This is a genomic window from Lipingzhangella halophila, assembly GCF_014203805.1.
GTDB classification, from domain to species: Bacteria; Actinomycetota; Actinomycetes; order Streptosporangiales; family Streptosporangiaceae; genus Lipingzhangella; species Lipingzhangella halophila.
The window spans coordinates 695,969-715,883 of record NZ_JACHJT010000002.1; the positions used below are offsets into that span (position 1 = coordinate 695,969).

General features: G+C 70.0%; 18 protein-coding genes, 2 tRNA genes and 1 other RNA gene. 7 read left to right on the forward strand and 14 right to left on the reverse strand.

Annotated elements, in window-relative coordinates; genetic code table 11:
- Nucleotides 1–724: 724 nt before the first annotated feature.
- Entirely contained in the window at nucleotides 725–1,174 is a 450-nt protein-coding gene (locus tag F4561_RS30245; RefSeq protein ID WP_184585109.1) for a YciI family protein, read from the reverse strand.
- A 291-nt stretch (nucleotides 1,175–1,465) separates the two neighbouring features.
- On the opposite strand from F4561_RS30245, the gene F4561_RS30250 reads away from it, so the two are divergent.
- Nucleotides 1,466–3,538 carry a serine/threonine-protein kinase gene (locus F4561_RS30250; protein WP_184585110.1) on the forward strand — a complete coding sequence of 691 codons (2,073 nt, stop codon included), beginning with the start codon at nucleotides 1,466–1,468 and terminating at the stop codon, nucleotides 3,536–3,538.
- Between the two features lie 111 nt (nucleotides 3,539–3,649).
- Here the strand turns inward: F4561_RS30250 and F4561_RS30255 are convergent, their stop codons facing one another.
- Together F4561_RS30255 and ffs are read right to left on the reverse strand one after the other, a co-directional pair.
- Nucleotides 3,650–5,689: a DNA polymerase III subunit gamma and tau gene (locus tag F4561_RS30255; protein WP_184585111.1), complete on the reverse strand. Its 2,040-nt coding sequence runs from the start codon at nucleotides 5,687–5,689 to the stop codon at nucleotides 3,650–3,652.
- 168 nt (nucleotides 5,690–5,857) lie between these two features.
- An RNA gene (gene ffs / locus F4561_RS30260) (signal recognition particle sRNA small type) lies at nucleotides 5,858–5,953 on the reverse strand.
- A 194-nt stretch (nucleotides 5,954–6,147) separates the two neighbouring features.
- On the opposite strand from ffs, the gene F4561_RS30265 reads away from it, so the two are divergent.
- The 4 genes from F4561_RS30265 to F4561_RS30280 all read left to right on the forward strand — a co-directional run bounded on the left by F4561_RS30265 (nucleotide 6,148) and on the right by F4561_RS30280 (nucleotide 9,264).
- A tRNA-Ser gene (locus tag F4561_RS30265) sits at nucleotides 6,148–6,232 on the forward strand.
- Between the two features lie 238 nt (nucleotides 6,233–6,470).
- Nucleotides 6,471–7,487 (forward strand): AraC family transcriptional regulator, encoded by a 1,017-nt coding sequence (locus F4561_RS30270; protein ID WP_184585112.1) that lies wholly within the window; start codon nucleotides 6,471–6,473, stop codon nucleotides 7,485–7,487.
- Between the two features lie 116 nt (nucleotides 7,488–7,603).
- Nucleotides 7,604–8,641 carry an NADP-dependent oxidoreductase gene (locus tag F4561_RS30275; RefSeq protein ID WP_184585113.1) on the forward strand — a complete coding sequence of 346 codons (1,038 nt, stop codon included), beginning with the start codon at nucleotides 7,604–7,606 and terminating at the stop codon, nucleotides 8,639–8,641.
- 23 nt (nucleotides 8,642–8,664) lie between these two features.
- Nucleotides 8,665–9,264 carry an NAD(P)H oxidoreductase gene (locus F4561_RS30280; protein ID WP_184585114.1) on the forward strand — a complete coding sequence of 200 codons (600 nt, stop codon included), beginning with the start codon at nucleotides 8,665–8,667 and terminating at the stop codon, nucleotides 9,262–9,264.
- A gap of 445 nt (nucleotides 9,265–9,709) precedes the next feature.
- On the opposite strand, the gene F4561_RS30285 is transcribed toward F4561_RS30280, so the two are convergent.
- The 11 genes from F4561_RS30285 to F4561_RS30335 form a co-directional block, all read right to left on the reverse strand.
- On the reverse strand, nucleotides 9,710–10,351 hold the full coding sequence (locus F4561_RS30285; protein WP_184585115.1) for an OmpA family protein: 642 nt from the start codon (nucleotides 10,349–10,351) through the stop codon (nucleotides 9,710–9,712).
- Between the two features lie 5 nt (nucleotides 10,352–10,356).
- Complete coding sequence (locus F4561_RS30290) at nucleotides 10,357–11,013, reverse strand: hypothetical protein (RefSeq protein ID WP_184585116.1); 657 nt, start codon at nucleotides 11,011–11,013, stop codon at nucleotides 10,357–10,359.
- Nucleotides 11,014–11,223: 210 nt separating this feature from the next.
- Nucleotides 11,224–12,516: a serine/threonine-protein kinase gene (locus tag F4561_RS30295; RefSeq protein ID WP_184585117.1), complete on the reverse strand. Its 1,293-nt coding sequence runs from the start codon at nucleotides 12,514–12,516 to the stop codon at nucleotides 11,224–11,226.
- Nucleotides 12,509–13,165 carry an RNA polymerase sigma factor gene (locus tag F4561_RS30300; protein ID WP_184585118.1) on the reverse strand — a complete coding sequence of 219 codons (657 nt, stop codon included), beginning with the start codon at nucleotides 13,163–13,165 and terminating at the stop codon, nucleotides 12,509–12,511. Before F4561_RS30300 ends, F4561_RS30295 begins: the two co-directional genes overlap by 8 nt.
- A gap of 50 nt (nucleotides 13,166–13,215) precedes the next feature.
- Nucleotides 13,216–14,460, reverse strand: coding sequence for a DUF418 domain-containing protein (locus tag F4561_RS30305; RefSeq protein ID WP_246438192.1), 1,245 nt, complete (start codon nucleotides 14,458–14,460; stop codon nucleotides 13,216–13,218).
- A 340-nt stretch (nucleotides 14,461–14,800) separates the two neighbouring features.
- Nucleotides 14,801–15,562 (reverse strand): hypothetical protein, encoded by a 762-nt coding sequence (locus F4561_RS30310; protein ID WP_184585119.1) that lies wholly within the window; start codon nucleotides 15,560–15,562, stop codon nucleotides 14,801–14,803.
- Nucleotides 15,563–15,634: 72 nt separating this feature from the next.
- Nucleotides 15,635–16,333: a hypothetical protein gene (locus tag F4561_RS30315; RefSeq protein WP_184585120.1), complete on the reverse strand. Its 699-nt coding sequence runs from the start codon at nucleotides 16,331–16,333 to the stop codon at nucleotides 15,635–15,637.
- A gap of 188 nt (nucleotides 16,334–16,521) precedes the next feature.
- A tRNA-Ser gene (locus tag F4561_RS30320) sits at nucleotides 16,522–16,606 on the reverse strand.
- A 10-nt stretch (nucleotides 16,607–16,616) separates the two neighbouring features.
- Nucleotides 16,617–17,117 carry a nucleoside deaminase gene (locus F4561_RS30325; protein WP_312885724.1) on the reverse strand — a complete coding sequence of 167 codons (501 nt, stop codon included), beginning with the start codon at nucleotides 17,115–17,117 and terminating at the stop codon, nucleotides 16,617–16,619.
- Complete coding sequence (locus F4561_RS30330) at nucleotides 17,114–17,611, reverse strand: tRNA adenosine deaminase-associated protein (protein ID WP_184585121.1); 498 nt, start codon at nucleotides 17,609–17,611, stop codon at nucleotides 17,114–17,116. Before F4561_RS30330 ends, F4561_RS30325 begins: the two co-directional genes overlap by 4 nt.
- 80 nt (nucleotides 17,612–17,691) lie before the next feature.
- Nucleotides 17,692–18,195, reverse strand: coding sequence for a tRNA adenosine deaminase-associated protein (locus F4561_RS30335; protein ID WP_184585122.1), 504 nt, complete (start codon nucleotides 18,193–18,195; stop codon nucleotides 17,692–17,694).
- A 330-nt stretch (nucleotides 18,196–18,525) separates the two neighbouring features.
- Between F4561_RS30335 and upp the strand changes: the two genes are divergently transcribed.
- The gene (gene upp / locus F4561_RS30340; protein WP_184585123.1) at nucleotides 18,526–19,179 is read left to right on the forward strand and encodes a uracil phosphoribosyltransferase; all 654 of its coding nucleotides are present in this window, start codon (nucleotides 18,526–18,528) and stop codon (nucleotides 19,177–19,179) included.
- Between the two features lie 427 nt (nucleotides 19,180–19,606).
- Complete coding sequence (locus F4561_RS30345) at nucleotides 19,607–19,846, forward strand: three-helix bundle dimerization domain-containing protein (protein ID WP_184585124.1); 240 nt, start codon at nucleotides 19,607–19,609, stop codon at nucleotides 19,844–19,846.
- The last annotated feature ends 69 nt before the right edge of the window (nucleotides 19,847–19,915 follow it).

Consider the following 19,915-nt stretch of genomic DNA (forward strand, 5'->3'; position numbering starts at 1 on the left):
GTTGGTGCTCATCGGTGCGGCGGGCGCGTGGTGCCACGTCCAACGGGACGGCGAGGACGGCGGGTGGGCCAGCCCGCGGTGATCGGTGCGGGTGCCCCGCGGTGGCGCACCCGACGGGAGCGGCGAAGACCGGTGGTGGGGCCAGCGGGGGTGTCTGTGGTGTCGTTCTCGGTACTGGGCCGCATCGAGACTGTCTGTGGGGACGTTCTCGGCGCCGAATCTGTCCGCACGGCCGGTTTCGGTGCCGCGCGAGCCCTCCCGCGCCTGCTATGTCCGGATCGTGAGCCCTAGTGGTGCTGATCTTGAGGATTTCGTTGCTTTATCGCGGGTGGAAGGAACGAAATCCTCAAGATCGGCGCACAGGATCCCTGTAATCCGGACATAGTGGGGGTACACGCGCCGCACTGCCACGAGGGCGCGCCCCAGGGGCACATCCACGCGCACATATTCGCCACACGCCCCCGGCCACCGCTGCCTTCGCCGCCTCCGTTGGATGCGCCACCATCGGGCACCAGTAGCGATCACCGCGGGCTGGCCCACCCACCGTCCTCGCCGCCTCCGCCGGGAGCGCGACCATCCGCGCCCAGCACCGATGATCGCGCCCCCGATCGTCCAACCACTCCACCAGCATCCGCGAAACCGGCGCACCGCCCGAGAACCGCGACGTTCGAGCAGCGTGGTGCTGGCCCGGCTTCCGCAAGGCCAACGCTGGTCCGCGGGTCGGCTAGCCGTGCTGTTTGGCCGCCTGCTCGCGCAACTGCTCTTCCTGCCCCCGCAGCTCCTCCTCTTTCTCCCGCAGCTCGGGGGTGAACGCGTCCCCGAAGTCCTCGGCCTCGATGACCGGGCGGATCTCGATCTCAAAGTTCTCGTCGGCCCCGGCCGGGCAGCGCTTGACCCACTCGACCGCCTCTTCCCAGGACTTCACCTGCAGCAGCCAGTACCCGGCGACTACCTCCTTGGTCTCGGCGAACGGCCCGTCGACCACGGTCGGCCGCCCACCGGAGAACTTCACCCGCGCGCCCTTCGTGCTGGGCTGGAGCCCATCACCATCGAGGAGCACACCGGCCTTCACCAGCTCCTCGTTGTAGCGCATCATCTCGGCGATGGCCTCTTCGGTGGGCATGACGCCGGCCTCGGACTCCTCGGTGGCCTTCATGAAAACCATGACTCGCATTGCCGTCTCCCTGTCCGGGTTCGTTCACGGTGATGAGCACGGGCCGGCGGGCGATCCCGACCGGGTCGGCCCCGCACTCACCTACACGTCGAACGGGACCCGCCCGGATCGACACCGCGCGCGAGAAAACTTGGCAAAAAACTCCGGCACCACCCTCAGAGGCCGCGCGTTCCGGTACGTAGCGTCGATGGCGGCGAGCGAACTGCGCCGGAACCGCGCTTTCGACCGCCCCAACCGTATGGGAAGATCCCGGTGTCCCTGGCGGTCCGAAACGAACGGGTGGTTGCGACCATGCGCAGCACTCCCTCCTCAGGAAGGCGCAGCGTCGGGCCCTACGAGCTGGTACGCGAGCTTGGACGCGGCGGTTTCGGAAGTGTCCACCTGGGCAGGGACTCAGCCGGCAGGCACGTGGCTGTGAAGTTGCTGCATCTCAACCAGGCCGAAAGCGCCCAGGTGCGCGCGGACTTCGTCCGCGAGGTCAACGCTGCCCGCAAGGTCAACCCATTCTGTATCGCCCAGGTATTGGACGCCGACCTGGAGGCCGACGAACCGTGGATCGCCACCGAGTACATCGAGGGCCCGACCCTGTTGGAGGCGGTTCGCGCCGACGGCCCCCGCACAGGTGCCGACCTGCAGCGGCTCGCGGTGTCCATGGCCACGGCACTCACGGCGATCCACCGCGCTGGCATCGTCCACCGCGACCTCAAACCCGGCAACATCATGCTCGCTCCGGATGGCCCGCGCGTGATCGACTTCGGGATCGCCCGCGGGTTCGAGGGGACCGAGTTCAGCGTCAGCCAGATGGTCGGCACCCCGAACTACATGGCTCCGGAGCAGCTGGAAGGGAACCGCCTCACTCCAGCGGTGGACGTGTACGCCTGGGGGGCGGTGATCGTGTTCGCCGCGACCGGCAGCAACGCGTTCACTGCCCCGAGCCAGGCCGCGCTGATCCGGCGCGTACTGCTGAGCGAACCCGACCTCGACGGCACACCCGAGACTCTGCTCCCGCTGGTCCGTCGGTGTCTGGCCAAGGCCCCCGAACAGCGGCCCGGCGCGCACTCGCTGCTGGAGGCGCTACTCGACGGCGCCACCCCGGGCCCCGAGTCCGGCTACCCGGGTGCGGGCGGCGCCGCGACTCCCGCTCCACTCCCGGATGTCGGCCCCGAAAGCGACAACGCTCCCTTGCGGGGTCCGGCCGATCCCGCAGAGCCCGCGCCGCCGTTCGTGTTCGCTGACGACCCGTACCACTCCCCAAGCGACCTGGCGACGGCGATGCAGCGGAACTGGTCAGCCGCAGTCCGCGTGTTCGCCGATGACCAGGAACGCACATTGTTGCGTACGTGGCTGCTGGAGGATATCGACGACCGCACTGTTGACCGGGCCCTGCTCCGGCGTCCACCGGAGGACCCCGAGGTTGTGCTCACCGAGTTCATCGCCCAGGTCCGCCCTGACCTGCCGCCGGCCTACCGGGGCAGGGACATGCGGTTGTCCGCCCTACGCCAGACCCTGGCGAACCACTCGGGGCAGCCACCCGCGGAGCTGCACGGCCTGAGCTCTCGGGCACTGCGGGCACTGGCCCGACACCACTGCGTCGAGAAGGATCACGCGTGCGCCTCCGGTGGGCCGTGCAAGGAGTATCAGCGGGTCCATTCCGAGTTCGTCGCGCGCGTGGAGCGCGTGCGCGCCGCGGCCGAACAGGTCGACCGGGCGCTACGCGCGGAGTCCCCACAACTCGCGGACACCGTTGGTGTCCCCGCGCTGGCTACCTCGGTGACCGGGGCGATCCTGCCCGGGTTGCTGCACCCGGCCGGCGAAACGCGGCTGCCCCGGGAACAGCGCCCCCGGACCTATACGGAGTGGTACACGGCCTTGGCCGCTGCCGCGGGGGGCGACGCTCCACCGGAATGGCACGAGGACCAGGGAGTCACACTGCTGTACAGCGCGACGGCGACCCGGATCGCCGACATCCAGGATACGGAGCAGCTCCGGGTCCACACGCTCGAGCGCGACCTCGACCGTCTGATGGCCGGATGGAGACAAGCGACGAAAACCGTCTTCGTCCGGACGTTCGTCGGGTGGTGCGCCGTGACCCTGGTCAGCCTGCCGTTCTTTCCCTGGACAGGGGTGTTTCCCAGCGGGGTGGCGCTGGTGGTCGGGATCGTCGTCGTGATTGGCACGCTCATGGCCGCCGGCCGGCCATACGCGGCACAGCGCCACTCACTCCACACGCCGCCGCCGGATCCCAGCTGGCGCGAGGGCCGGATCGCTACGTGGTTGGACGGCGAGATCGCCCAGGCGAAACAGCGGGCCAGTCGTCTCCCCCGTATCCTGGCCCGCATGACAGGGGGCGCCGCGCCGAATTAGTCCCCGGGTGGGCTGCGATCGTCGCCGCGACCCTACTGGCGACCTCACGGCACCGACCGCGCCAGGGGCGCCCGCCCCCGTCCTCTGTTCCGACAGCCCGGACACGGCGTGTCAGTCGCCCCTGTGGTCGATCTCCTCGACGACCTTGCCGCCCAGCTCGGTCTCGATCAGCGCGAAGCCGGCGGCGGGCGGGTCGTTTCCGGGGTCGGGGACGTCCGGGTCCGGTCCCGGCTCGGGATCCGGGGGCTCGGGCGGGGGCGGCAGGTCCTCCGGGGGCGGGGGCTCGGGAACACCGGCCTCCCACGCGGGGTCGGGCGGGGGTTCCGGCGCGGGGGCCGGCGACGGCCGCGCCGCGGGCTCCGGACGTGCTGGCTCCGGGGCCGGTGCCTGCGGGGCCGCCTGGCGCCGCGCCGCGGACCCCCCACCGTTCAGAGGTACCGCGACGACCTGCATCTCGACGCCGAACACCTGGTGGATCGCGCCGGCGACCACGTCGGCGCTACCGCTGTTGGAGAACCCGCGTGCGTCGGTGGCGCGCTCGAACCCGAGCTGCACCGTGTTCCCCTCAACCCCGGTGACCTCCACGTTGAAACCGGTGATGACCGTCCACGTGGCCTTGCGTCGCTGCTTGACGGCCTCCAGGATCTGCGGCCACTGGTTGCGCAGCGCGGCGACACTGATCGCGCCCCCGCCACCGTCCTTGGCCGGCTGTGCTGGCGGAGCCGGCGGCGCGGGTGCCGGCCGCGGCCGTTCGGCCGAACCGCCGCCGCCCGGAACCGCGGTGTCGGGCCAGTCGTCGGCGGGCGGCTCGGGCGCCGGTTCGGCGGGTGGGGCCTGCTCCACCCGCGGGCCGGTGTCCGCCGTCGGAGCCGCCTGGGCGTTCGCGGCATCCGGCCGCGGACGGGCGGCGTTGGCCGCGGGTTCCGGGCGTGCGCGCGCAGGCTGTTCCGGTGCGGCCGGCGGGCCGGCCGCCGAAGCGGCCGCACCCGAGGACACCCGGGACTCCAGGTGGTCGAGCCGGGCAAGCAGACCGCCGCCGTCGTTCGGGTCGGCCGCGGGAAGCAGCACCCGGGCGCACATCAGCTCCAGCAGCAGCCGCGGCGACGTGGCCCCGCGCATCTCGGTCAGGCCCCGGTTCAGGATCTCCGCGGCGCGGGTGAGCTCGCCCGGCCCCAAGCGGGTCGCCTGATCGGTCATCCGCTCGACAGCGTCGGGCGCGACGTTGATCAGGCCCTTGTCGAGCGCGTCGGGAACGGCGGCGAGCACGACGAGGTCGCGGATGCGCTCCAGCAGGTCGGTGGTGAAGCGGCGGGGGTCGTGCCCGCCCTCCATGACCCGGTCGATCAGGCTGAACACGGCGGCACCGTCGCGCGCACCCAGGGCGTCGACCATTTCGGTGAGCAACGAGGAGTCGGTGAAGCCGAGCAACCCGACCGCGCCATCGCGGGTGATGCCGTCCGCCCCGGAGCCCGCGAGCAACTGGTCCAGGATGGACAGCGAGTCGCGCGCCGAGCCAGCGCCCGCGCGCACCACGAGCGGGAGCGCCGCGGCGTCGAACGGCACCCCCTCCTCGGTGAGGACCTCTTCCAGGAGCTCGCGCAGCGTGCGCGGCGGGATGAGGCGGAACGGGTAGTGGTGGGTGCGCGACCGGATGGTGCCGATGACCTTGTCGGGCTCGGTCGTGGCGAAGACGAACTTCAGGTGCGGGGGCGGCTCCTCGACGAGCTTCAGCAGCGCGTTGAACCCTTCGCGGGTCACCATGTGCGCCTCGTCGATGATGTAGACCTTGTAGCGCGAGCTCACCGGCGCAAAAAAGGCGCGTTCGCGGAGGTCGCGGGCATCGTCCACACCGCCGTGCGAGGCGGCGTCGATCTCGATGACGTCGATGCTGCCGGCGCCATCGGGGCCCAGCGCGACACAGGAGTCGCACGTGCCGCACGGATCGGGAGTGGGGCCCTGGTCGCAGTTGAGCGAGCGCGCCAGGATCCGGGCGCTCGTGGTCTTGCCACACCCCCGAGGGCCGCTGAACAGGTAGGCGTGGTTGATCCTGCCGTTGCGCAGCGCCTGGCGCAGCGGTTCGGTCACATGCTCCTGGCCGCGCACCTCGACGAATGTCGCCGGCCGGTACTTGCGGTACAGCGCGATACTCACGTCGCGTTCACGGCTCCCTTCGCGGACCGGTACGGGGCGGCCGTCCGCGTGCCCGGAGGGGACCCGGGCCGCACCCACGCCCACATTGAACCGCGTACCTGTGACGACCCGCGCGGGATTCGGCCGGACCAACGGATACGGGGCGGACGGCTGCACATCCCGGTGAAGAGAAAGGACCCCCCGCGCACCCGCCAGAGCTTACTTATCCTTGCTGCCTTCCGGCCCTGGGGAGGTTCGTAAGGTGACGCCGCACGAGGGGTCTGCCCCCGAGTCTATAGGATTCCGCGACCCCAAATCACACGCGCCGGCACGCGCGCCGGCACCGAACGCGACCCGGCTTCGGGAAGTACCGGCACCGGAAGGGGAACGGCGGCGCGCGCCCGGACGGGCGCGTCGCGCGGGGGCGGGGACCGGATTCGCGTTCTCACGCACTCCGGCCGGCATGTACAGTTGGCTGCGGAGGATTCGCCTAGTGGCCTAGGGCGCACGCCTGGAACGCGTGTTGGGGGCAACCCCTCGCGGGTTCGAATCCCGCATCCTCCGCTGGCCTGCAACAGGCATGACAAAGACCCCGACCGGGTGCGCGGTCGGGGTCTTTGTCATGTTCCGGCCCCGGTTGCCACCGCGGACCAGCCGTCCGGTTCGCGGATCGGCGGCTCGCTCGTCCGGCATCCTCGGACACCGCCACAGCGGGGGAGGGGACATGCAAAAGGACTGGCTTGTGGGGACCGGAGGCCGCCGGCGGCTTGGAGGCGGTACCCGCGGCCAGTAAGCTGCGCTTATGGTGGATGGCACCGTTTCGACGCATCTGGCCCGTCTCGTCCGGGACGTTGCCCTCACCTTGGGAGTGCAATCCGAGGAGGTCGCCCGGCTCGCCGGGCTGGACGACCGGACTCTGGACGACGACCTCAACCGCGTGCCAATGGCGACGCTGGGCCGGTTATGGGAGTTGCTCGCCTGGGCGGCCCCCGGAGCGGGAGCGGGGCTACGCGTGGCCGAAGCCGCCCGCCTGGGGTGCCTGTCCACATGGGACTACCTGGTCACCAACGGTTCCACTCTCTCCGAGGCGTTCCGCGAGAGCGTCCCCTACCACTGGGTGGTCACCGACGTCAGCGAGCAGTTCGAGGTCGTCGACGACAGCGGACCCCTCACGGTCCGGTACCAGAGCATGGTCGACGAGAACGAGGCAGCCGCCGCGATCCACGAGTACGTGCTGGCCTACTACCTGGAACGGGCGCGGCAGGCCACCGGCCAGCACATCACCCCAACCGGTGTCACCTTCGCCCATGAGGCTCCCCGCCGGCATCGCAGCCTGGCCGACGCGTTCGGGACGGACCGCATCGAGTTCGGCTCACCCGCCAACACGATCACCTTTCCCGCCGCTGACGCCCAGGCTCCCCTTCCGCGTGCGGACACCCACCTGGCCACACTGCTGCGGAGCCACGCTGACCTTCTCCTGACCGCCTCCCGAGCCGTCCCGCAGTGGCACGACCAGTTCCGGGAGATGCTGTCCACGGCGGTAGCGCAGGACACTGTTTCGCTCGACACCGTCGCGGCACGACTGGCGACGAGCCCGCGGACCCTGCAACGACGGCTCGCCGAGCATGGCACCAACTGGCAGGACGAGGTCGACGCGGTGCGCTACGAACAGGCCCAGCGCATGTTGCGGGACGACGGCCTCACAGTGGGGGCCATCGCCGCCCGGCTGGGCTTCACCGACGACCGCGCACTGCGCAAGGCGTTCCAGCGGTGGAGCGGCACGTCCCCGGCTTCCTTCCGGCGTGCCCTCCAGACCTGACACGTTGGCGCGTCCGGACCGGATGGCGGCGTCCGCGGACCTGGGGCGAGACGAGCGCGGAAAATAGCGTTTATTCCGTACAGAGCACAACCCGGTGACCTGACGGAAGGAACCCCATGTCCTCGAACACCGCGCAGAACGGCCACGTCGTCAGCCGAGAGGTTCAGCTTGCCGCCCGCCCGGTCGGCGAACCGCGACTGGACGACTTCGAACTGGTCCGGACCGAAGTGCCCCAGCCCGAGGAGGGACAACTCCTGGTCCGCAACACCTGGATCTCGGTGGACCCCTACATGCGCAACCGGATGGATGACGTCCCCTCTCCCGTCCTTCCCCCGTTCCAGCTCGGTGCCACGATGCAAGGCAGCGCGGTGGGCGAGGTCATCGCCTCCCGGTCCGAGACGGTCCCGGTCGGGGCGACGGTGACCCACTTCCTGGGCTGGCGCGAGTACGCCGTCCTGGACGCAGCCGAGGCGACCATCCTCGACACCACACGTGTCAGCGCCCAAACCTACCTGGGTGCGCTGGGCACGACGGGCCTGGCCGCCTACGCCGCTCTCACCGACGTGGCACCGGTACAGCAGGGAGACGTGGTGTTCGTGTCCGCCGCCGCGGGCGCGGTCGGTAGTGTCGCCGGGCAGCTTGCCCGCGAGTTCGGCGCCTCCAGGGTGATCGGGTCGGCCGGCGGGCCGAAGAAGACCAAGAAGCTCGTGGCGGACTTCGGTTTCGACGCCGCGATCGACTACCGGGCCGGCGCCGTCGCCGACCAGCTCGCCCAGGCCGCCCCCGAGGGCATCGATGTCTACCTGGACAGTGTCGGCGGCGACCATCTGGAGGCCGCCATCGACGCGCTGCGCGTGGGTGGCCGGGCGGCCCTCGTCGGGGCCATCAGCGGCTACAACGCCACCGAGCCCCTTGGCGGGCCGGGAAACCTCCTCCAGGTGGTAACGAAACAGCTCACCCTGCGCGGCATGCAGGTGGCCTCCTACCTTCCGCTGTTCCCCGAATACATCGAGCGGGCCACGGGATGGCTGACCGACGGGACGCTGCACACCGAGGAGACCGTGGTCGACGGCATCGAGGAGGCACCCGCCGCCTTCCTGGGGGTGCTCCAGGGATCCAACACCGGCAAGATGCTCGTCCGTCTCGGCAGCTGACGTCCCAGCGAAGGTTGGTCCTCATGTCCGCACCACACGCCCTGCTGGTCCTCGCCCACCCGCGAAGCGACTCGCTCACCACCCAGATCGCGGCTCGGGCTCGCAGGCGCCTGGAGTGCGAGGGGCACACCGTCGACGTGCTCGACCTGTACGCCGAAGGCTTCGACCCGAGACTGACCCCGGATGACGAGCCCGACTGGGACAATCCCGACAAGGAGTACTCCGCCGAGGTCCAGGCGCACATGCGGCGGATCGATGCCGCCGACACCATCATTGTTGTCTTTCCCGTGTGGTGGTTCGCGCCACCGGCCATACTCAAGGGCTGGATCGACCGAGTGTGGAACCACGGGTTCGCCTACGGCCGTGCCACAGCGCGACTCAGTGGCAAGCGCATGCTGTGGATCGGCGCTGCCGGCGGCTCGCGGAGGCACTTCGCGAGGGACGGCATGGACGATGTGCTCGACCGCCAACTACGGATCGGGGTCTCCGCCTTCTGCGGTATCGAGGACGCCTCCGTCCGGCTCGTCCACGACACCCTCGACGAGCAGACCACGGCCACCGCGGCCGACGCGGCCCTGGGGGAGTTCCTTCCCACCTGCGCCGAGCAACTGGCCGGGACCTGAGCCGCTCCCTCCCGCCGGAGGGGCGCGGGCACTCCGCCCACGCCCCTCCGGGAAGGGCCCGCCCCGCCGAACAGCACCCGGCCGGCCAGGGTGACAACGGCGTCGCCGGCTCGGCCCGAGGGCCTCAGTAGAGCCCCGGCCTTGACGGTGAACAGCGCGGACACCGCCTGCGCCGGCTGGATGACCTCGTGGTACTCGGGCGTCCAGCTCACGTCGCTGTTCAGCCGAGCGTCGGGGTTGGCCTCATTGTGTGCGGCCAGTAGGTCGGTCGGATCGCCGTTGCGGAAACCGCCCTCCGCATACAGCGAGGTTCCGTTCCAGGAGTTCAGGACGCCGCCGCCGCTGATGGGGGCGTCGTCCCTGCCCGCGATGGTGGTGTTGGCCCCGGGGCGCGCACCGGACACGGTGCCCGGCCGGGACGGTCGTCCCTCGCGTTCCACCGTCGTCATTCGCCGAGCTCGTCAAGTTCGACCCCTTCGATGACGACCTCGACCCGGCGGTTCTCGGCTCGGCCGTCCTCGTCGTCGTTGGAGGCGACGGGATCGGTCTCACCGTGCCCTTCGGAGGTGATACTGCCCTCGGGGACGCCGGCGCCGTCCAGGTAGTCGGCCACCGACTCCGCACGCCGCTCCGAGAGGTCCTGGTTGTAGCTCTTGGCGCCGTCGGAGTCGGTGTGCCCCGCCACGATGACCGGGGCGTCGTCGAAGAAGACGATCGCCTCGGCCAGATCGTCCAGGGTGCCCTCGGCATCGGAACGCACCGTGTCCTCGTCGGTATCGAACAGCACCCGGTCGGGCAGGGTGACTACGGTGTCGCCGTCGCGCGTCTCGGCCCCCAGGTCGGACAGCGTCTCGGAAACCTGGCGCTCGACGCTCGACGTGGACTCGTTCTCGTGGAACTCCACATCCGGCTGGGTCGGCTCACCGCCGCCAGCCTCCAAATTCCCGCCGCCGGAGTCCGCGCCGCTTCCGGAGGCGTCGGTGGCCGGTGCCTCCTCACCCTCGCCGGCCCCGGTCCCGCAGGCGGCCAGGGAAAACGTGCTGGCCAGCAACACGAGGACCCCGTGTCGGATCTTGTTCGGGGGCACGCCGCTCACTCCCCCGAACCGAGGAGCGGGACGACGAACTCCGGGGTGCTCGTGCCGTCGGACTCCTCGCTCATGTCGAAACGGTCCAGGTCGTCGTTGTCCCGGTGGTTGGTGACCAGGTAGATCTCGCTCGGCTCACCGTGCAGCGGGCCGAGGAAAGCCAGCGTGCCGCTGATGGACTCACCGCTGCCCAGCTCGATCTTCTCCGTTTCCTCGTCCTCGACGAAGTTGTACTCCTGGCCCTCGCTGTCCACCAGCCGCAGCCGCGAGCCGCTGTGGTTCCCGCGGTGGAACCGGATCTCATCGCGGCCACTGTTGATGACCTCGAAGTCGATCATGATGTCGTTGCCCTCGAAGGTCAGCTTGCTCACGGTCAGCGACGTCCCGTTGGGGTGGCGGATATCGATGTCGAGGTTCCGGTCGCCCAGCGGACCCCCGGAGTTCTCCCCTTCGGAGTCTTCCTGCGCGCCGTCCTCACCCGCGCCCTGGCCTTCGTCGCCCCCCTCGTCCACGGGCTGGCTGTCGGTTTCGGCCGCGCCGTCGCCGCCGCCATCGACGAGGCCGCACGACGTGCCGCCGAGGACCAGCAACGGTGTCACGACGCACGTCACGAGGAACCGCCGCGCCGGAGCGGCCGGGCTTGCCGTGTTACTACTCCCCATGGTGACCTCCTGCTCGGTTGGTTGACGCTCGGTACGTCGTGGGCGATGCGGTCTCGCGTTGCAGGAATCGCGAAAAAATTCGACTACTACCTGACGCGATCGCGCCGTTTCGGATCGTGTTTTCACCGTGTCCCGGTGCGTGTCCGAATCACCGGCGCTGCCCGGCAGAGCGCGGGGCTTCGCGCGGATCCGCGAGGAGCGCGGGGCTCGCTACTCGGTGACGCGCAGGTCGTGCGTGACCGTGATCGGCTCGCCACCAGGCACCGCGCCGACCAGCGTCACGGTGGCCACCCCCGAGGAGGACGTCGCCACCTCCAGGCCCGAGGCGTCGCTGTGCAGGGATCCCTCCGGAGTAACCCAGACGGCCTCGCTCACCCCGTCGAGCTCGGCCGAGAACGTCGCGGTCTCCCCCGCTGAGATCTCCTCAGGACCCTCGATGGCGACCTCGGAATCACCCTCGGACCTGGCGACGCGAACGTCCCCGCCGTCGAGACTCGTCACCTCGGTGCGGTCGGCCCACCACGCCCAGCCGAGGACGCCGGCGAGCGCCACGACCCCCGCCGCCCCCGCGCTCCCGAGGACCGTGATCAGGCGCCGCGCGGGCCGGTTCCCGCTTGCGGCGCCCCGCGCCGTTGTGGTGGCTCCGGGCGCGCCGGCCGGGGTCACCGGGGACAGCGCCTCCTCGATCGCGCTCCGCCAGGCGGCGACGTCGGGGTGGCGGGCTCCGGGGTCCTCGGACAGACTCCGGTCCAGCGCGTCGCCAAGCGCGCCCGGGAACCCGGCGGCGACGATAGCGCCGCGCACCGGCCCACCCTCCGGGGGCGAGCCGGTCACCAGCCACACCACCAGCGCCGACAGCGACCACAGGTCCGCGCGGGCGTCGATGAGGGCCGGACCACCCCGCTGCTCGGGCGCGCGGAACCCCGAGGTCCCGCCCGACACGGTGTACCCGGAGTTGATCGCCAGGTCCTTGCACAGCCCGAGATCGGCAAGGACGATCCGCTCGGTGCCGCCAATCACAGCCGAAGGCGGACCCGATGGCGACCCCGCCGAGGACGACAGCAGCACGTTGCCCGGGCTCAGGTCCCGGTGCACAACGTTGGCGCGGTGGACGGCCTCGATCGCGGACGCCAGAGGGCGAACCACGGACAGCAGATCGGCACTCGCCGGACGCCACCCGGCGCCCCGCAGATCGCTCACCCGGTCGGCGAGAGTCCCCAGACCGGCGTACTCCAGCACCAGGTAGGGCTGCTGACGGTCGGTCTCGCCAAGGTCGTGGACGCGGATGACGTGGGCGCTGTCGATTCGCCGCAGCACCCGCCCTTCGGTGAGGAACCGCTCGCGCAGCTCGGGGTCGAGGCTGTGGTTCTCCGCCAGCACCTTGACCGCGACCGTGCCGTCGAGGCGATCGTCAGTCGCCCGGTACACGGTGGCGAACGCGCCGACTCCCAGAATCGCGTCGACACGGTAGCGCCCTACCTTTTCGAGTGCGCCCTCACTCACGATCGCCACTCCCGAGCATCCGTGCGAGAAGCGCGCGTCCGCGCGCGACGTGCGACTTTACTGTGTTGGTGTTGCGGCCGAGGCGTTGGGCCACCTCGTCGTAGGACAGGCGCTCCACATCGCGCAGCACAACGGCCGCGCGGTACAGCTCGGGAAGTCGATCGACGAGTTGGCGCGCGGTCTCGCGCGACGCGATCATCGAGCTGATGCGCTGCGCGGGCGAGACCTCGTCCGTGTCGAGCTGGATGTCGGCGCGCTGCCGGCGCAGGTAGTCCACCACACGGCGCCGCGTCACCTGGTACAGCCAGGTGGTGAACTTGGAGTCGCCACGGAACGAGTGGATCGAGGTCGCCATGGAGATCAGCGTTTCCTGCGCCACATCGTCCACCGCCGCCTCGTCGACCAGCATCCGGCTCGCGGCACGCCGGGCCAGTCCAAGCTCGTCGACGGTCTCGGCCAGCAGCTCGACCGCCAGACCTGACCCGTCGGCCCCCTGCCGGGCCAGCAGGTCCAAGACATCGTCGCGAGTGTGCTCGTCCGCGAGAAACTCGGTGAGCTCCCGCCGCGCTGCCGTACCGTCCCCGGTGTCGAGGGCCTCGAACAGGCGGGACAGCCGGGGTTGGGGGGATGTGGGAAAGTCACCGCTCATCACGGTTGGGGGTCCGAGGGTGGTTGTGGCGCGCGAATCACGGCGTTAGGTTAACGGCACTGGCCCGGGTGCGCTCCCCGCGGGGTACCGGATGACCGGAACCGGCCCGCGCCACCCCGGTAGACCAGCCGCCGCAGCAGCGCGTCCAGCGGGCCCGGGCGACCCGCCCTCTCCAGCGCCGCGGCCGCGCCCAGGCCCACGAGCCACACGCAGGCGGCGACCACCAAAGCACCGAACATACCCACCTGTTCACCGACCCCGACCAGGTCGCGGTGCAGCACGACCGCGACGACAACCGAGTTCGCGATGTAGAAGGTCAGGGAGCGCTTCCCAACAGCGCCGATAGCCTTGGTGACGGGGCCGTGCCGCGGCTCCAGCCGGATACTCAGGAGCCCGAACAGCGCGACATAACCCGCTCCGCCGCACACTCCCGTGAGCACCTGCAGCGCCAGCAGCAACCCGGTGGGAACCGCGCCCGGCTGCAGCACACCCACCGCGATGAGCCCGGCGGGCAGCGCCCCGGCCAGCGAGACCGCGATGCCCACCACGGCGATGCGGGTGAGCGTCGCGCGATGCGCGTGCGGGTCGTCGAGCAGCCCCGACCTGCCCGCCCGGTACCCCAGGACCACGAGCAGCAGCAACGGGTAGCCGAACGCGATGAAGAGCGGGGCGAAAGGCACCCCCGCAGCGCGCTCGACCCAGTCGGCCGCGGTGGTGTACCCGGGCACCGCCTCCTGCGGAATGTCGCCCTGCGACTGGGCGTAGACCATCCCGAGCATCGCCACGGGCACCGCGCACGCGTACAGCCCCGCCAGGATCCAGGCCGCCCGGACCACCACCCGGTTCGACCGGAACAGCAGCCAGCCGGTGACGAGCGTGGCCAGACCGTAGGAGGTGAGGATCTCCCCCGGGAACACGAGGAACGCGTGCACCGCCCCGAACAGCAGCAGGAAAAGACCGCGCCTGCGCAGGAGGCGGCGTACGTCCGCGGGTTCGGATCCCCGCTCGGTCTGGCGCGCCACCATCCACCCCAGGCCGTACCCGAAGAGGATCGCGAACATCGGGAACGCGCGGTTGTCGAGCAGCAGAGTGGCCAGGAAGCCCGCGAGCCGGTCCGGCAGCGGCTCGTCCGTGAGGTCGGTACCGAACCCCCCGCCGGCGTACACGCCCGCATAGGCCATGGCGATCAGCAGCAGCATGAAGCCGCGCGCCAGGTCCGGAGCGAGCTTGCGTTCGCCGGGTGCGCTCCCGGGAGACGGGTTCGGGGGGCCGTCCGAAGGACGATCGTGCGGCATGGCGGGGCCTTTCACCAAAAAGTCCCATGAGCGTATCCGGGTTCGACGGGCGTCCCCAGCCCTACGACCGCATCCGGCCGGATGGCCACCACCGCGCGGTGCTGCCAGCGGCCGGGACCCTGGCGGGTTGGCTGAACGATCGTATAGAACTGTCGGGTATGGGCGACAGGGAATTACGGGCCGTCGGTGCACGACTGCGCGAGTTGCGGACCAGTGCGGGCTGGTCCATCAACAACCTGGCGTACCAGGCGGGGGTCGCGGGAGGCTCCTCTGGGGGGATGTTCCGCGTTCTCAACGGTCCGCGTCCCTGTCCTCTGCCGCGCCGTGCCGTGCCGTGCCGTCAGAGAACCTGGCAGCCGGAACCCGCGGGCCCGGACTGGCTTCCCCGATAAGCGCTGTATGAGGCCTCGGCGGCCTGCAGCGCGACAGTTCGGCGGCTGCGGACGTGGATCCGCGCAAGGGCGGGGAGCCACACCACTGCTGCGGTAGCGCAGAGGAGTATCACGCCGAGCGTGGAGACGCTGAGGGCGATGTCGGCCGCGCTGTCGTGCTCAGCCGTGAACCGGAAGACCGCCATCAGAATCGCAAAGCTGCCGGTACCGATCTGGTGTCTCCGGATGATGCCCGGCATCAACCCATCCGGTACTCCCCCTTCCCACCGGTGAATCCGCGCGAGCGCCGCGGCGATTTCCCACAGGTGGAGCCGCGCGAGCGACGCGGCGATCCGGTTGGCCTCAGGGTCGTCCACGAGCTCGCCCCTGTACAGGGCCAGCCTTGCCGCACGCCTTCTCCGGGGATCGACTCCCCGTTCGACCACCGCGAACCTCCGCTCCCGCCCAGAGAAGCCAAGCGCGACGGGCGCGACGAGCCCTGCGACCACGCACCCCCCGATGGCGTACCCGAGTGCCCCCATCGTCCCCTCCGACACCGAGAGCAGACCGGAGAACTCATGGTGCACCTCCAGGAAAAAGGACCCCATGAGGGGCACGATTATCAGGGCCAATATCACGGCCAGCATCGAATAGCCGATCCACCGCGAGATCAGCACGCGTTCCCACGTAGAGCCGCGGAAATCCGGGCGACCATCGGGGTCGGCGGCCACGAGCGACTCCTCCTGTCGGGATGTTCCGCGTTCTCAGCGGTCCGCGCCCCTGTCCTCTACCGCGCCGCGCCGTCAGAGAACCTGGCAGCCGGAGCCCGGGGGCCGGGGCTGGCTTCCCCGGTAGGTGCTGTCTGAGGCCTCGGCTTCCTGCAGCGCGACAATTCGGCGACTGTGGACGTGGGTCCGCGCAAGGGCGGGGAGCACCACCGCTGCTGCGGTCGCCATCCAGAGCATCAGGAAGACGTTGTAGGTGACCACGTAGTCCACGCCGTAGTACTTAACCTTGAAGTACACGGCGACCGCCAGCAGAGTCGCGAAGCCGCCGGCAGATATCTGGAATATCCGGACCATGAGCGGTGTCCACCCCTCCTGCAGGTGGAGCCGCGCGAGCGACGCGGCGATCCGATTGGCCTCGGGGTCGTCCACGAGCTCGCCCCTGTGCAGGGCCAGCCTTGCCGCGCGCCTTCTGCGGGGATCGATTCCCCGTTCGACCTCCGCGAACCTCCGCTGCCGCAGGGTGGAGCCAAGCGCGGCGATTCCTCCGCCCGCGCATCCCCCGATGGCGTACCCGAGTGCCTGCACCGTCCCCTCTGACGCCGAGAGCAGACCGGGGAAGCTATCGTGCGTCAACCCGAAGAAGAACCCCCCGCCGAGCAGGAGCGGCAGGCTCACCATCAACGCCCGCACCGAATGGTCGATCCACCGCGAGATCAGCACGCGTTCCCACGTAGAGCCGCGGAAGTCCGGGCGATCATCGGTGTCGGCGGCCACGAGCGACTCCTCTTATATGGGGGATACGGGAAAAACCGTAACCGCCATCCCCCAAGAACAAGAAGAGGAGGGCTTCCCTGTTGCCGCATCCGGCCTCCAGAGACGCCGCTGCCCAACCGGCTCTCTTCGCGTCCCCCACACGAAGAGAGCCGGTCCCCGACGTATCGGGCGACCGGCTCTTCTGTCGGCGGTGGAGGTGGGATTCGAACCCACGGTAGGTCTCCCTACACTCGCTTTCGAGGCGAGCGCCATCGGCCACTAGGCGACTCCACCGAGGGCAACTCTACCGGAAACGACGGCGTGCGAAGAACGCGTTGAGCACATCCCCGCATCGCTCGGCGAGCTCCGGGCTCACCAGGTCGGGCGGGACCACCTCCGGGCGGTGGTTCAGCCGGCGGTCTCGCAGTACGTCCCACAGCGAGCCCGCCGCCCCGGCCTTCGGGTCGCGCGCGCCGTAGACCAGCCTCTCCACCCGGGCCAGTACGCTCGCGCCGGCGCACATCGTGCACGGTTCGAGGGTGACGGCGAGCGTGCACCCGGTGAGGCGCCATTGCCCGGTGTGCCGGGCCGCCGCCCGAAGTGCCACGATCTCGGCGTGCGCGGTGGGATCGCCGGTCGCCTCGCGCTCGTTGCGCCCCGCCCCGATCACCCGCCCGCCGGCGTCGAGCACCACGGCACCCACGGGCACGTCCTCGCTCTCGTGCGCGTGCTCGCTCTCGGCGAGGGCGAGCCGCAGCGCCGCGTCGGCGTGCTCCCGCGCGCTCGGCCCCGGTGTCTCCGTCACAACCGCAGCGAGTCCAGGTAGTCGGCGAAGCCGGCACGGGCCGCCACTGTGGACAGCACGTCCCCCGGCAGGATGCCCTCGCTCAGTGTCAGCGAGAGCAGGTCGCGTTCGGAGGTGCCGATGTCGGAGAGCAGCGCACCGGTACCCCCGGGATTGGGGTAGGGCTTCTGCCCGGTGCCCTCCACCTGCTCTGGAGCTTCGATCTCGCCGCTCTCCAGCAGCAGTTCCGCGACCGGGTGCTCGTGCACCACTCGGGCGTCGGAGAGGAACACCTGGGGGTCGGAGTGGTCGTCGACCCGCACGAGCCCGAACCACTCGTCGTCCGCCTCGATGAGGAGCAGCATGGTTCCCTCGGCGGCGTCGGGACCGTGAGCCCCCGAGACGTCCCGCATGAGGTCCGCGACGTCGTCGATGCTCTCGGCCCCGTCCAGGTCGACCTCGGTCCCCATCCACGTGTCCGCGGAAAGGCAGAAGACCGCTGCGAAGATCGACACCGTGCGTTCCCGTCCTCTCTAGCGCGCTGGGCCGGATCAGGGCAGTGGCGCGTGATCACATGATCAGGCCGGGGAAATCCTTACCCCATCCCGTCCAACGCACGCTGGAACGCCTGCTGGAATCCCAGCCGTTCGGCGATACTCGCCAGCACCTCGTCGGGGTAGAGGTCGAGATCGCCCGCGAGCGCTCCGAGCTCCATCTCGTCGAGCCCGAGGTCGGCGAGGATCGAGAGGTCGCCAGCGGGGAGCACCTGGTCCAGGTCGTCCTCGTCCGGCTGGTCGATCTCCAGGTGTTCCAGCACCTGGCGTGCGACGGGCCAGTCGACGGAGGCGGTGACGTCGGAGAGGAAGATACTGACATCGTCGCGGCCGTAGACCCGGACGACGAGGAAGAAGTCGTCGCCCACCGAGACCAGGCCGATCGCACCACTGATACTGGGCTGCTGACGCAGCGCGTGCAGGAGGCCCTTGAGGTCCTCGGTCAACGCCACCGGGAGGAGGTCGACGTCCCAGTAGTCCTCCTCCCGGTAGGCAACGGCGGCGAAGTCACCGGCGCCGTCGTCACCCGGTTCGAGTTCGGTCATCGTCATCCCACCCCGCTGGCCTTGGTGCGGCCAGGATTGCAGATCGCCTGTGGCGGCGTCATCGTAACCACCGCTCTCGCCTATGAGTGGGTTCGCCCAAGAGGGCCTGTCTCCGTGATAGAAGTCCGCGCACACAGTCCTATTAGATCGGAAACCTCGTCCCTTGCAGAACGCGTTCGGGAAGTTGACTCCGATTCGTCGCCTAATGCGACGCGGGATCCCGCTCGTGGCACTGGTCACCCGCCTTCCACCGGCGGGCCGGGACATGCCGCGCACCGTTAGACTCGGACCGCCGAACCGGCCGATTTCCCAGTTCATCCGGAGTATGCAATGGAAACCCTGGTCGTCGACCACCCGTTGGTCGCGCACAAGCTCACAACGCTACGCGACCAGGAAACCGACTCCCCCACGTTCCGGCGACTCACCGATGAGCTGGTGACGCTGCTGACCTACGAGGCCACACGGGATATCCGAATCACCGACGTCACGGTGCGGACACCGTTGACGCTCACCTCGGGGGTCCGCCTCACGCGCCCCGCCCCATTGGTGGTGCCGATCCTGCGCGCGGGTCTGGGGATGCTCGACGGCATGGCGCGGCTGCTGCCGATGGCCGAGGTCGGGTTCGTCGGGATGGCCCGCGACGAGCACACCCTGCAGCCGGCGACCTATGCCGACCGCCTCCCGCGTGACCTGTCGGGGCGGCAGTGCTTCGTCCTCGACCCCATGCTGGCCACCGGGGGAACACTGGCGGCCGCGCTGCGCATGCTGGTCGAGCGGGGCGCCGACCACGTGACCGCGATCTGCCTGCTGGCGGCCCCCGAAGGGCTCGAAGCCGTGCGGGAGAAGCTGGCCGGAACCCTCGATCCGGAGCACGGCGCGACCCTGCGCGTCGTCACGGCGGCCGTCGACGAGCGGCTGGACGAGCGCGGGTTCATCCTGCCCGGCCTCGGTGACGCGGGAGACCGCCTCTATGGAAGCCTCTGACCTGCGAATTCTTCCAAGTTCCCACCGCAGTCGGACGCTATTTTGTATCTTTATGCGAATCGGATGAATGGATGTCCGAAACCAGGGAACTTACCGCTGCATACGGCTTCCTGGCAGGTGGACCCGACCCGGACGCAGACGCCGCCGCCGGGACGCCCCACACCGAAATAGCTGAATGCATATCGACATAGAGATGTGACCCAAGCCTGCAACCCTGGTTGGGGCCCCTACCTAACCCAAGCACCGCTGACCAAAACTCCAGACCGGCGTTCCACCCTGTGGCGATTGCTCCCCAGTTGCCCCGGCGCGGCACGGCGACCCGATCGCAGCCCACGCGACGCGGTGCCCTCTCGCCTCCCGAGTGCCTACGCGGCGCTCAGAACCGGGTACAGAGCGCCAGCGACCCCCTTCCCTCTCGAGGAGTGCGATGCCTGAGCAGACCGACACCCCGCCCCGCGAGTTCGCCCCCGTTGTCGAACGTCTCAGTAGCGAGTTCGCCGGTGTCCACCCGCGCGCCACGGTGACCCGATGTGTGGACGCCGCCCGGCACGGCGCGCAGGACGTCACCGGGCTGGCAACCCCCGAGCTGGTCGAACGCATCGCACGCCAACACTTGCAGGTACTGGCGATGGCCTTCGCGGAACGCCGCTCACCGTTCCCCGCGTGACCAGAGCCACAACCCATTTTCACCGGACGCCACGCCGACGGGGTGGCTGCGGCTTTACGCGCGTGGGGG